This window comes from Pseudomonadota bacterium (genome assembly GCA_008501635.1).
Taxonomy (GTDB): Bacteria; Pseudomonadota; Gammaproteobacteria; order QQUJ01; family QQUJ01; genus QQUJ01.
The window spans coordinates 1-13,543 of the sequence record QQUJ01000022.1; the positions used below are offsets into that span (position 1 = coordinate 1).

At 57.9% G+C, this 13,543-nt stretch carries 10 protein-coding genes, 1 tRNA gene and 1 pseudogene; all 12 read right to left on the reverse strand.

The features are described 5' to 3' along the window. On the reverse strand, positions 1–338 hold a 338-nt coding region (locus tag DWQ09_13880), incomplete at its 3' end, for a transposase (protein KAA3627082.1). Positions 339–419: 81 nt separating this feature from the next. Further along, entirely contained in the window at positions 420–3,584 is a 3,165-nt protein-coding gene (locus DWQ09_13885; GenBank protein ID KAA3626961.1) for a type I restriction endonuclease subunit R, read from the reverse strand. A gap of 8 nt (positions 3,585–3,592) precedes the next feature. Then, a complete protein-coding gene (locus DWQ09_13890; protein KAA3626962.1) occupies positions 3,593–4,966 on the reverse strand; it encodes a restriction endonuclease subunit S in 1,374 nt (457 codons plus the stop codon). A gap of 22 nt (positions 4,967–4,988) precedes the next feature. Beyond that, a complete protein-coding gene (locus tag DWQ09_13895; protein ID KAA3626963.1) occupies positions 4,989–6,167 on the reverse strand; it encodes a Fic family protein in 1,179 nt (392 codons plus the stop codon). Positions 6,168–6,284: 117 nt separating this feature from the next. Next, positions 6,285–8,249, reverse strand: coding sequence for an SAM-dependent DNA methyltransferase (locus DWQ09_13900; GenBank protein ID KAA3626964.1), 1,965 nt, complete (start codon positions 8,247–8,249; stop codon positions 6,285–6,287). Positions 8,250–8,727: 478 nt separating this feature from the next. After that, positions 8,728–8,850: pseudogene (locus DWQ09_13905) on the reverse strand (restriction endonuclease subunit M). Between the two features lie 27 nt (positions 8,851–8,877). Then, the gene (locus tag DWQ09_13910) at positions 8,878–10,434 is read right to left on the reverse strand and encodes a cell filamentation protein Fic (GenBank protein KAA3626965.1); all 1,557 of its coding nucleotides are present in this window, start codon (positions 10,432–10,434) and stop codon (positions 8,878–8,880) included. Between the two features lie 177 nt (positions 10,435–10,611). Continuing rightward, entirely contained in the window at positions 10,612–11,355 is a 744-nt protein-coding gene (locus DWQ09_13915; protein KAA3626966.1) for a hypothetical protein, read from the reverse strand. Between the two features lie 109 nt (positions 11,356–11,464). Further along, on the reverse strand, positions 11,465–11,662 hold the full coding sequence (locus tag DWQ09_13920; GenBank protein KAA3626967.1) for an integrase: 198 nt from the start codon (positions 11,660–11,662) through the stop codon (positions 11,465–11,467). 353 nt (positions 11,663–12,015) lie between these two features. Next, positions 12,016–12,091 (reverse strand) — tRNA-Phe (locus DWQ09_13925). Between the two features lie 94 nt (positions 12,092–12,185). Beyond that, complete coding sequence (locus tag DWQ09_13930) at positions 12,186–12,458, reverse strand: oxidative damage protection protein (GenBank protein KAA3626968.1); 273 nt, start codon at positions 12,456–12,458, stop codon at positions 12,186–12,188. After that, the gene (locus DWQ09_13935; protein ID KAA3626969.1) at positions 12,415–13,524 is read right to left on the reverse strand and encodes an adenine DNA glycosylase; all 1,110 of its coding nucleotides are present in this window, start codon (positions 13,522–13,524) and stop codon (positions 12,415–12,417) included. The genes DWQ09_13930 and DWQ09_13935 overlap by 44 nt, the downstream gene beginning before the upstream one ends. Positions 13,525–13,543 lie beyond the last annotated feature (19 nt).

The following is a 13,543-nucleotide window of genomic DNA, read 5'->3' on the forward strand; positions in this document are numbered from 1 at the left end:
TCCAGCAGATGACGAAAATTGAGAATCGTCGTCTCGTCGGGAACCGGCTCACGCCCAAGGTCAATGCCGGCGAAAAGACACATGGAGCGAGATTCATACAACGCTTCCTCGGCGCCTGGATCCGACAAGTTGAACCAGTGTTGGAGGAAGTAGATGCGCAACATCCGTTCCAGTTCAATGGGGGGGCGCCCGTTTCCCGCTTTGGGGTAGTGGGGTTCGATGAGCTCACAAAGCTGATCCCATGGAACCACAGCATCCATCTCCGAGAGAAACTTCTCTCGCCGGGTTGGTTTTCGAAATTGCTCAAATTCCCCCGCGGCAAATGTTTGCTGTTTCATCGTTTTCTACCGGTTCCAAATAATGCGTGTATTGTCGCAAACTTTGGGACTTAATCAGAGATGCCCTAAAAACGACATTTGCTAAATGATCGCGTCCAACGTACTTCTTTCCCGTAATATTACCTCCAACAACAAGCGGGCAAACTCTTTGGAAATAGTCGGATTCTGCAGCAACTGACTGGCGAGATCATTATGGTTGTGCAGGCTGTCCATCACTGCATCCTGCACGGCATCGGGATAGTCGCCGATCATGATCTGCTCGCGTGTGTTGTTATCCAGCTGTTGAACAACCTTGCCGTTCTCCAGCACCTTGTCCTTGATCGTGTTCATGTAGTTCAACCGATCCTTGTCGGTCAGTGCTTCGCCCGCGAAAAGCTCGTTGAGGCGTTCGATGATGCGCGACAGCGCCTCCTTCTGTGGATCGTGGGCCGTCCCCGATCCCAGGCCGTCTGCACCTTTTAGTCGATAATCTTCTTCGCCATCCTTCAAGTTCAGCTCATGTTCGGCGATCTTCTTCAATCGGTAGTGAGTGAGCTGCAGACTTGATATATCGATCTCTTCGTCCAGGCGCTCTTCACGCAGCAGGGGACGAAGGTGTCTGGCGTAGACTGACAGTTTCTCAAGATCGGGATCGTGGTAATCAATGATCTGGGACATGAACTCATAGAAGCGTACGAAAGTGCCCAGGTTCTTCTTGAATAGATCCAGCGCATCTTTATCTTCACCTAGTTGCTTAAGCTGCTTTCGTGCGTTAGCCAGTTGCACCTCGTCACCACGCTTTTCCGCCTCACGTTCTGCCCTGCGAACCTCCTTGAGATTAGCGACCATCGATTTGTATCGGTCTCGGTAGCGATCCACCGCGGGGCGGGTGTGGTAGCTGAGTTTGTCCTGGGTCTGCTTCGGGTCAAAGAACGCATCGGCGAATGCTCCTACCTCCTGCCAGGTGTAAATCCGCTCTGCATCGAGCTTGTCCTGAAGCTCGTAAACCAAGTTGGGGTCGGAGACGTTGGCCAATTCCGCAGTGCGATAGTACGGGCGGAAAGCATCCAAAATGTCATCCGGCAGGTTCACGAAATCGAGGACGAAGGGCTCGTCCTTGCCGGGATAGATGCGATTAAGCCGAGAGAGCGTCTGCACGCAGTCCACACCGTTCAGTTTCTTGTCCACGTACATGGCACAGAGCTTGGGCTGGTCGAAGCCGGTCTGGAACTTATTGGCAACGATCATCACCTGATACTCGTTGGTATCAAAGGCATCACGCAGGTCGCGGCCCTTGAGGCCGGGATTCATGTTGCGTTCGTTGAAGGCTTCCGGACCACTCTCCTTGTCCTCCACGTCGCCGGAGAACGCCACCAGGGCGTGCACATCATCGTAGCCTTTCCCGGCCACGTACTTGTCCAGGGCCAGCTTGTAACGCACGGCGGCCTTGCGGGAGTCGCTCACCACCATTGCCTTGGCCTGGTGATTCAGGAGGTGGCCGACATGCTTGCGGAAGTGCTCAATGATTACCGCTACCTTCTGCTCGATGTTGTAGGGATGCAGCTTCACCCAGCGGAAGATGCGGGTGGCGGCCTTGCCTTTGTCCACTTCATCGTCCGCGTCGCCCTGGGCCTGCTCCAGCTTGAAGGCCATGGAGTAAGTGGTAAACCGCTTCAGCACGTCGAGGATGAAACCTTCCTCGATGGCCTGTTGCATGGTGTAGACGTGGAAGGCGGCGGGCAGGTTGTCGTCCCCCGCTGGAAGCTCCGGATTAGACGGCCGGCCGAACAGTTCCAGGGTCTTGGCTTTTGGGGTGGCGGTGAAGGCCAGGTAGCTGATGTTGTCCGTATGGGCGCGGGCCGCCAGGGTGGCGTCCAGCACGTCCTCGCCGGTGATCTCGACCTCCTCGTCCAGATGCTCGGCCATCAGCACCTCGCGCACCTTGCGGGCGGTGGTGCCGCTCTGGGACGAGTGTGCCTCATCGGCGATCACGGCAAAACGGCGCTCCTTCAGGCTGGTCTGTTGCTGGATGGCCTCCAGCACGAAGGGGAAGGTCTGGATGGTGACGATGATGATGCGGGTGCTGTCCGCCAGGGCCTGGGCCAGTTGTGCGGATTTGCTGCCCTCGCCCTCCTCCCGCGAGATGCGACACACCACACCCTCGGCGTGCTCAAACTGGTAGATGGTCTCCTGCAACTGGTCGTCGAGCACGGTGCGGTCGGTGATGACGATCACCGAATCGAACACCCGCTCGTCCTGCGCGTTGTGCAGCGAAGCCAGCCGGTGCGCCGTCCAGGCGATGGAGTTGGACTTGCCGGAACCGGCGCTGTGCTGGATCAGATATTTATGCCCCGACCCCTCGGCACGCGCCGTGGCCACCAGCTGGGTCACCACATCCCATTGATGAAAGCGCGGGAAGATCATTGTCTCCTTGATGTACTTCCTGCCCTCGTAGGTCTCCTTTTCTTCCTTCTGCAGATGAATGAAGCGGCCGAGGATGTCCAGCCAGGCATCGCGGGTAAACACCTGTTTCCAGAGATAGTCGGTCGCATAGCCGTCCGGGTTGGGTGGGTTGCCGGCGCCACCCTCGTAGCCCTTGTTGAAGGGCAGGAAGAAGGTCTTGTCGCCTTCCAGCCGCGTGGTCATCCATACCTCTTCCAGGCCCACGGCGAAGTGCACCAGGGCGCGCTGCTTGAAGGTCAGCAGAGGTTCGGCTTTGCGCGTCTTGGGATCTTTGGGTGGGCGATCCTTGCGGTACTGCCGCTTGGCGTTTTCCACCGACTGCTTGAATTCGGATTTCAGTTCCAGCGTCGCCACCGGCACGCCATTGACGAACAGCACCAGGTCCAGGCGCGGGTTGTAACCCTCGCGGGCATGCGGCGAGTAGGAGGCCTCCTGCACCACCCGCAGGCGGTTGGCCGCGTAGCGCGCCAGCGTCTCGGGGTTGAGGCCGTGATCGGGCTTGAACTGGCAAAGCCGGATCTTGGCGCCGCGATCCTTGAATCCGTTGCGCAGCACATGCAGGGCGCCGTGCTTGTCCATCTGCTCGGCGGCCCGTTTGAGGATCATCTGATCCGTCTTGTCGTGATAGAACTTGGTGAGCTTCGCCACCGCCTCGGGCTGGGTCGCGTGGATGTAGGCCAGCAGGTCTTCGGGATACAAGGCCAGTTCGCGGTCGTAGTGCTCGGCCTTGCCTTCCAGCCAGGTATCCGCGGTCAATGAATCAACGATGGCCTGCTGAAAGACGAGTTCCTTGGCCTTGTCCACGCTTTCTCCTAGGCGCTGGCCGCTGCGGCGGTTTCTTCGGGTTCGGTGTTGGGCTTCTGCCAGCCGCGGACGTCGATCTTGCCGGTGACGGCGGAAGAAATTAGAGAAGCACGGTGTTCCCTAAGTAAGTCTATCTGCTGTTCACCTTTCTGAATTAATAGGCCAAATTTACCAAGCCGCTCCTCAATATGGTCACAAATCGCTGCTTGTTCCTTCAGAGGGGGAACAGGTAACGTTATTCTTGCCATATCCTCTGTGGGCAAAACACGTGTTCCATGTGCCGAGCTATCCATGAGTTCGAGAATGCGGCTCTTTATGCCTTTGAGTAGGTACAGTATGTATTTTCCGTCAACATGCTTCCCAGCAACCATTGCTTTCATATCCTGATTAACTGTCACTTCTACTTCTGTCAGTCCAACAGGTACGGAATGCAGAAGGATCATGCCACGAACGACAATCAATACCGCGCCGACTGGAATTTTCTTAGTTGATGATTCAATCACAGCGGCTTCAGTAATCTTGTCTTGGGCATTCGATATGAAATCGGACTTCATGTCCTTTGGTGACACCCATGGTATATCGCCACTCCAATATTCTTCTTTGTCTTTCGATGGTGTTCCACCGCCGAAGAATCTGACCAAATATCTTAGTTGCTTCACATTCCAATGCGCCGGCACCTCACCCAGCCACTCCACGCCGGAGTCCTTCATCGGCGCGTCGGGGTTGAGGCCCTTGGTGACGGCATGGGAGATCACCGCCTGCCGTTTTTCCTTGAGTAGCTCGATCAGCCGCTCTTGCTTTGCAATGAGCCGGTCGATTTTGGCGGTTTCGTGGTCGAGGAAGGCGGCGATTGACTGCTGCTCATCTAACGGTGGTGCTGCAATCTTGATGGACACAAGGTCAGAAGCGTTAATGGCAGGATAACTCACACCAACCGACCTAGAGACTACCTCATCAATGAAATAGCGGGCTCGCAGTGCGTAACCGGCGAAGCGCCTATATAACAGCGCAGGATTCGCCCGAATTACTGCAAACCCTGTTGAGGCGATCAGGTTTTTCGGGGGTTCAGAGACCCAGGCGATCGCCTCCAGATAGGTGCGCACTGTTGATACCAGTACATCTCCATCACGGACTATTCGCCTGGCCCGTGACGGGGCTACGCCAAAATTCATGGATGTAGTTTCACGGATGCCATCGGTCGCTGAAACGCTACTTATGTCGACGTACTCAATCGTAAAGTCAGGGTCCGTACCTTCCGGCAAAACCTCGTCGTTATAGCTAGAGAGTGTTTTTAGCGGCTTTGCAGACCAGTGACATGGTATCGCGCCGAGATTCAGCGCCCCCGAATCCTGATATTCCTGATAGGGCTGATACTTGCCCATCAGACAGTTTCCTTGGCCACAATCATCGCACCGGCTCCGGTGCCTCGGTTTCCTGATCGGAGAACAACTGGATATAGGGCGCATAGCGGAAGCGCCGATTGCGCGTCTGGCCGGTGATCTCCTCCAGCAGGCCCATATGCTCCAGGCGTTTGACGAGCTGATTGGCTGCCGCGAAGGTGGTACCGGTAACGCCCTCTACATCCTTGACGGAGACGATCGGCCGCTCGTACAGGGTCTCCAGCACGCGATGGCCGTTGCCGGCGGCATAGCCCAGCTTCTCGGTGATGGCGTTGCGATGCGCGTCGCGCATTTGCAGGATGCGGCGCGCCGTCTCTGTGGCCTGCTCGCTGACGGCAATGATGCCTTCGAGGAAGAAGAGCAGCCAATTCTCCCAGTCGCCGTGATCGCGAATCGCCTGCAGCCGGTCGTAATAGGTCTGCCGGTGGCGCTTGAAGTAATAGGACAAGTAGAGCACCGGCTTGTGCAGCACCTGACTGCTGCACAGCAGAAAGGCGATCAGCAATCGGCCGATACGACCGTTACCGTCCAGGAAGGGATGGATGGTTTCGAATTGCGCATGTGCCAGACCGATCTTCAGCAACACCGGAAGATGGTCTTCGGCATGCAGAAAACGTTCGAGGTCCGACAGGGCCTCGGGAACCGCATCCGGCGGTGGCGGAACGAATGAGGCGTCGTTGAGGCCGCTGCCCGCGGGGCCGATCCAGTTCTGGCTGGTGCGCAGCTCGCCAGGCGTCAGCCTGCCGCCCCGTACGCCACGCAGCAGGTGTTCATGGATTTCGCGGATCAGCCGGACTGAGACAGGCAGCTCTTCCAGGCGGCGCAGGCCATAGCGCATCGCTTCGATGTAGTTGAGCACCTCGCGCACGTCGCTCGGCCGATCACGATTGAAGATCTGCGCCTCGGCGGCAAGCACGTCCTGCAGCGAGCTTTGGGTGCCCTCGATCTGGCTGGACAGGACCGCCTCCTTGCGCACGTACATGAAGACGAACAGGTCTGGATTGGGCAGGGTCTGGACGGAGCCGTCGAGGCGGCCGAGCGCGACATCCGCCCGGGACAGGGCCGCCTGAATCGGACCCTCGATCTGCACGGGCGGGGATGGGGGCAGGGGCGCCGGGATAAAGGCGCGGTATCCGGTGGGTTGCCGGATATAGCGGCCGGCGCGGTTTTCCTGCCCGCTCATGCGATAGGCTCCCTTCCATACAAGGCAGACAAGCTACCCATATTATAGGAAGAGTTTAATATAGTGAACATTTCAACTCTTGTTATTGGCAGGCTTGTATAGCATGGGTGCCGGGCCCTAGGCATGGACTTCCTTGAGCAGATCCATGATTTCCCGGCTCACCTTGTCCAGGTCCGCATCGATCTCCTCCAGCGGACGCGGTGGCACGTATTTATAGAAATGCCGGTTGAAGGGGATCTCGTAGCCGACGATGCCCACCTGGCCGTCCTTGTCGTCCTTCTTGGCCTCGTCGATCCAGGCATTGGGGACGTGGGGCAGCACCTCGCGTTTGAAATACGCGTGGATATCCTCGCCCAGCGGGACGTTCTCATTGTCGCGCAGGTCGGGGTTGGGTTCGGCCTTACCTCTGGCCTTGCAGATCTCGGCCTGGTCGTCGTGCTCGCCCAGGTGCTTCTGCAGCAGCTTGAGGGCGGGCGCCGGTAAGGCTTCCCCGTTCATGTGCACCTTGAGCCACTTTTTGAAGGTGGTGCGTGACAGCACCTTGTCTTCCTCGAAGCGTGGCAGGGCGTCGAGGATGGCCTGCTGCAGGTTTCCATCCCGCCTGGCCCAGGCTTTGTCGGCCTGCAGGGCGGCGAGGCGCTCGGGGTCTTTGGGGTGGAAGGCGAGTTGCAGAGGGCGTTCGACGGTGATGCGGCGATAACCAAAGGCGGTGGTCGGGAAGAGCTTGCAGGTGCCGCTCTCTTCGAAGTTGCCGTACAGACGCACGATGGCGTCGATGTTGTCTTCGGTGAGGTATTTGCGCTTGGAACCGAGCGACTTGCGCATCTTGTCACCCAGATCGGTGGCGTTGATGAGCTGGACCTTGCCCTTGCGCTCGTCGGCCTTGCGGTTGGAGAGTATCCACACATAGGTGGCAATGCCGGTGTTGTAGAACATGTCCGTGGGCAGGGCGACGATGGCCTCCAGCAGGTCGTTCTCCAGAATGTAGCGCCGGATCTCGGATTCGCCGGAACCGGCACCGCCGGTGAAAAGGGGCGAGCCGTTGAGGATGATGCCGATGCGGGAGCCGCCTTCCTTCGGGTCGCGCATCTTGCTCATCAGGTGCATGAGGAACAGCAGCGAGCCGTCGGACACCCGCGGCAGGCCAGGGCCGAAGCGGCCGGCAAAGCCCTTGAGCTTGTGCTCGTCGGTGACCGTCTTCTGCACCTTCTTCCAGTCCACACCGAAGGGCGGGTTGGAGAGCATGAAGTCGAAGCGTTGGCCGGCGAGTTGGTCATCATCGAGGGTGTTGCCCTTTTTGATGTTCTGGATCTCGTGGCCCTTGATGAGCATGTCGCCCTTGCAGATGGCGTAGGACTCGGGGTTGAGTTCCTGGCCGAACACGGTGACGCGGGCCTGCTCGGAGATGGAATGGATGTACTCCTCACCCTCGGACAGGAAGCCGCCGGTGCCGGCGGTGGGATCGTAGACGGTGACGATCTTGCCGGGGCCGATGCTGCCCTGCTGATCGGTGAACAGCAGGGCGGTGGTCAGGTGGACAATGTCCCGCGGGGTGAAGTGCTCACCGGCGGTCTCGTTGGAGGATTCCGCGAAGCGCCGGATCAGCTCCTCGAACACCAGTCCCATGTGGTGGTTGTTCAGGGCCTTGGGGCTGAGGTCCATGCCGGCGAACTTCTGCATCACCATGTAGAGCAGGTTCGCCTCGTCCAGCTTTTCCAGGAAGTCGTGGAAACCGAAATGCTCGAAGATCTCCCGCGCATCCGGGCTGAAGCTGCGGATGTAGGTATCCAGGTTGTCGAGGACCTGGGTCTCGCCCAGGTTGGCCAGATCCATGGGGGAAGTATTGTAGTAGGGCAGCTGAGCGGCCTTCTTCAGGAAGGCATCGAGTGGCAGGTCCGAGTCCTTACGCTTCTCGTATTCCGCCAGCACCGCAGCCTTGGTAGGCGCCAGCACGCACTCCAGGCGACGCAGCAGCGTGAACGGCAGAATGATGCGGCCGTATTGGGACTGTTTGAAGTCGCCCCTAAGCAGGTCCGCGACGGACCAGATGAAAGCCGCAGTGCCAGAGAAACTCTCGACCATTACCCCCCCGATTTAATCGATTTATTGTTTATGAGCACAAGCTTAAATGTTTGAAAGAAAATATCCCCTCGGCACCAATACTACACAGTTTTCCATGCTCAGCGCTCCATGACACTAGTGACAAATGACTCGTCATTTGCATTGAAAAGCAACCGGATGCAACCAATTCATGGGGTTCGCATCAGTGCCATTCGTGCCATTCGGGTCAAAGCCCTTTTCGTTTGAGGGACAGACAAATTCGCCGGGAGCGAATTTCGGACCGCCACTGGCGGACCCCGAAAGGGTAATAAAGGGGACCGATTTATTTCTAGCAAATCGATCAAGACTGATCCTGTTGAACGCTGGTCCTCGTATACAGAGGAAGTAAAGCTTTGATTGCCTCTGGAAAAGGGGACGGAGGGAATAAAGTTTACCCAATTGAGTGAGTTGGTCACTTTTTATTCCCTCCGTCCCCTTTTTCCGTCCTTTTTCCTTATTGAAACACCAGGCCCATGACTGGCAGGAAATATTCATTACTCGCATAATTGGAGTTCGCGCGCAGGGTATCAGCCGCAGTCCACAGACGCTTTTCTATCGCCTCAATGTGTTCGAGCTGCGGCATAGTCCTTATGTTGTCCTTTCTCGTTACTTACCCTTTAGTTACCGTTTCGTCGAAACCGTCGAAGGCATCCTGAACAATGTTTTCCAATCCCTGAACTTCCTCGTCTGTCAGGGCGGAGAACTCCTTTTCGCGTTTCCTCTTCGAGAGTGCGCCATCATTCTGGCGTATAAACAGAATGAGGTTCTGCGCCAGTCGATCCGGCATCTCGATCATCTCCATGATTCTGGCCATGGCTTCATCGTGCCGACGGAGATAATCGATTTCTTTGGGTAGATCGTGCTCAACCGTACGCTGGACACAGGCGTAGAGAAATTCCGAAGCTTCTGTGCAATCAAAATATCGGTAAAGGTCGACGGTATCATTTAGCACTTCGACGTTTCGCTCGGCCGTGGGACGCCATTCAATGCAATCCATCAAGGGTGTTGAATGTGCCTGCAGCGTCCTGCGGTAATCATCAATCCGATCCAGCATGACAGAAGAAACGGGGAAGACCATACCAGGCGGCGTATACTTGCGTTCTGCCAGGACATGATGAATCAAACAACGGTGCACACGGCCGTTGCCGTCCTGGAATGGGTGAACGTAGATAAATCCAAAGGCAGTCGCCGCCGCCTGCAGGATGGGATCAAGCCCGTCATCCCGCATGCGGTTATTCGCGGCCAGCATACCTGCAGACAAGACTTCCAGATCCTGAGGACGGGCGCCTATAAATTCCGGCAATGGATCACCGAGGTGATCGCGCTCGCCGAGGAATACGCCATCAGGACGCAGTCCCGGAAAGATAAACCGTTTATCCTCGATCAGGACGCTGTGAAGACGAATGACCTCATCGAGCGTGAGTTCGTTTTTCCCGGCCTGCAGCACCGCCCGACCCCACCGTTCCAACCGGTTGCGAGGTGCACGCTCGCCTTCGATCTCGAAGCTCGCCCGACTGTCAGCCAGCAGCAGGAAACTGGCAGCTCGTGTGACAAGGTGCTGGCCGGTACGTCCGACGGTTTCCGCAGCACGTTCCGCCAGTCCCAGCGCGGCGAAAGCTTCAAGCTGCTCCGTTCGGCGTATGACGGGACACCAGTCACCGCTGCCGAGCAGGTTATCCCGAACCTTATGACGCCTGGAGAGTTTTGCCTTTCCCGTGAAATATGCTTTTGTATCCAGTGCATCGACGGCCGTGGCATTGGGCGCGTCATCCAAGTCCAGCGTCTGCCCGGTCAGCATTTCATAGAAGAACCAGGCGCGCCGCGTATGCGTGCCCGTTGGGGTGGAGCGGACGTAGTCTTCGAGGACGGCTTTGGGTACGGCCTCAAATGCACGCTTTAATATCAGCAGGTCGATATTTTCGTGGCGCAGTGCGAAGGTCAGTTGATCGGCCACATCGTCGCCGGGCTGGTAGCGCTTGTCGAAGACACGAAAACCACCTTCCTCTCGCTGACTGCCTCCGATATGTTTCTCCGAAACACAGCTTGGTTGCCGGACGGGCGCCTGGAGACCGAGTGCATGGACGAGCGCCGCCCAGCCGGCGAGTTGCGCCCCCTTGGGAACGATCTCGTCCTGGAAGCTGACTGGCGTTTCCAATTCAAGGCGCATGAGTCGAAAATCTATTGCTCTTATCGAAAATTATGTGAAATGTAGCAGTTGTATCGAAAAATAGATATCTCAATTATCGAAAAATATTCATTTCAATCGAAATACTTAATACATTTTGAATAAATATCGAAATTTGTATATTTTGACGCCGCGACCTGCCCTGGCTTTAAGCCTGGTTCAGATATCCACGACCAGATCCGGCCTGAAATCCGGGTTCAGGGCATCTGGTGCATAGCCGCGCGGGTTGCAAACCACCCGGCTTCCATAGATCTCGTAGTCATAGGACTCATGCATATGGCCGTGGACCCAGAGTGCTGGCCGGTCGCCGTCCATAAGATTCTCCAGGTTGCTGGCAAAGGCCGGGGTCAACAGGTCATTGGCATAGCGTGGATGCACCGACTGTGACGAGGGCGCATGGTGGGTGACAACCACCGTCCTGCCGTCGAAGGGCTCGGCAAGCATTACCGCCAACCAGTCCCGGCTTACCGTGTGCAGCCGGATGGCATCATCAGGCGTGAACTGCTGATCGCTGTTTCGAATGATCGAAAAATCGGTCATCCACTGCCGTGCGTGCTGCATGGCGAAGAACTTATCCGCCTCCCCGAACAGGGCAAAGTCCGTCCACAGGATGCTGCCCAGGAACCGCACACCATCAACTATGACCTGGTCATTGTCGAGCACATGGATGTGGTCCGGTGCTAGCGCCTTCAACTTATTAGTCAGGCTAATATCGTGATGGTAGAACTCATGGTTTCCCGGAACGTAGATCACCGGTCTGTCCGGGAATCTGGCTTCTGTCCAGTGCAGTCCTTCCATACCCACGCCGATATCGCCCGCCAGGACGACGACGTCGGCATCGGTTGGTGGCGGTGCGAAGCCTTCGAACTCGATGTGCAGGTCATTCAGAATATGAAGTCTCATGGGACAACCTTACACCGACAGATCCCGGGCGCACTTGGTTTTTTTGTGTCAATTAATTCGGGTTGAGTCTTCTCAATCGGCATGGTGCGGCTGGAATTCCAACAGAGACTCACCTGCCTAAGTAGGCGGTGGTCACAGCTTCTCGATCATGGCCGAGCTCTCGGCTGATGGTGAGCCGTGCCTGGCGGTCAGTCTCCCGTTGGTCCTGGGTTAGATCCTTGCTTGTTGATCCGCCGGCGGCCGGAGCCTTCCAGCCAGTCAGTTCCTCATAGCGGTCTTGGGCGCAGGCATGACGCAACCCATGCATGTGAGAGAGCCCGGATAACGTAAGACCAGACCAATAGGGTCAGACTCGATTGATCAAAGTACGGCGCGAACAATCTAACTGCCGACACCTCAATCAGCTGCTCGATTCCGGGCACTGAGGCAAGAAAAAGCCCACTGGTTCTAATCGAACTCAGCGGGCTTTTCATTCTGGTGCCCAGGGACAGACAAATTCGCCGGGAGCGAATTTCGGACCGCCGCAGGCGGGCCCCGAAGGGGTGAGCGCCAGGGAAGGCGCGAACAATCTAACTGCCGACACCCCAATCAGCCGTTCGATTCGGGCACCCACAAAAACAAAACCCACTGGTCCAGATGAACACAGTGGGCTTCTATTCTTGGTGCCCAGGGACAGAATCGAACTGCCGACACGGGGATTTTCAGTCCCCTGCTCTACCGACTGAGCTACCTGGGCGGATTTTGAAGTTGGGCGCCACCCGCTCTGGCGAGCGGAAAGCGCCGTATTAAACCGTTATACCCTGCCCCCGTCAAGGGAAGCACCGGCGCGATCACTGCCCCGGCTGGACGAATTCCGGCGGCGGCGTGGAACCCTCGCCGAAGAAGAACTTCTCCATCTCGGTCTGGAGAAACTCACGCGCTTTGGGGTCGATGCCCGACAGCCGGTATTCGTTGATCAGCATGGTCTGCTGACGCAACCATAACTGCCAGCCCTCTTTGGACACGTTCTCGTAGATTCGCTTGCCCAGCTCACCGGGGTAGGGGGGAAAATCGAGTCCCTCAGCCTCTCGTTCGAGCTTTACGCAGTTCACCATTCGCGCCATTCATCTCTCCTCGCGGTTGCACGGTAACCTGCTCCAGTAATCGCTGCACCGGCGCAGGGATGCCAAGCCTAACGGGTTTCGCGGGGTTAAACCAGACCTGAGCGGCACGGTCGGAAATGGAATCCGCACTTCCCACCAGATCCAGCACCAGGGGCGCAATGTCGAGGTGAAAATGGCTGAAAGTGTGGCGGAAACGCGGCAGCGTCATGGCGACCCGCGTCGCCAGGCCGAAGTGATCGCGGCACCAGTCCGTGACCTCTTCCCCCTCGGGACACTCGGGCAACGACCACAGCCCGCCCCAGACCCCGGTCGGCGGTCGCTTTTCCAATAACACCGCCCCCGCCGGATCACGGATCAGCAAAAACCGCGAGGCGCGCGCGGGGGAGCTGCGCCGCGGTTTTGCTCCCGGGTAATCCGCTTGACGTCCTGCCGCGAAGCCCTGACAACCCGCCATCAGCGGGCAGTCCCCGCAGGCGGGATGGGTGCGGGTGCACAGCGTGGCGCCGAGATCCATGATGGCCTGGGTGTAATCGGCGACGCGCGGCGCCGGGGTATGCCGTGCCGCGAGGTCCCAGAGCTGTTTGGCGACCGCCGTCTGCCCCGGCCACCCCGGCACGGCGTGATAGCGGGCCAGCACGCGCTTGGCGTTGCCATCGAGGATGGGGTGGGGCTGTCCGTGGGCCAGGGCCAGGATCGCCCCGGCCGTCGAGCGGCCGATGCCGGGCAGCTGGCAAAGCTCGTCGATGGCGGTGGGCAGTTCGCCCCCGTACCGGTCGACGGTCTGCTTTGCCGCCTGATGCAGATTGCGCGCCCGGGCGTAATACCCCAGCCCTGACCAGAGCCCCAGGATGTCGTCCAGCGGCGCAGCGGCCAGCGCACCCAGCGTGGGAAACGCCGCCATGAAGCGTTCGAAGTAGGGAATGACCGTGGCGACCTGGGTCTGCTGCAGCATGATCTCCGAGACCCATACCCGGTAGGCGCTGCGCTCGGTCTGCCACGGGAGATCCTTGCGGCCATGCCCGTCGTACCAGGCGAGGAGCCGGTGGGCGAAGTCGTCGTCGGTCATCGTCTGGTCACTGCGCTCC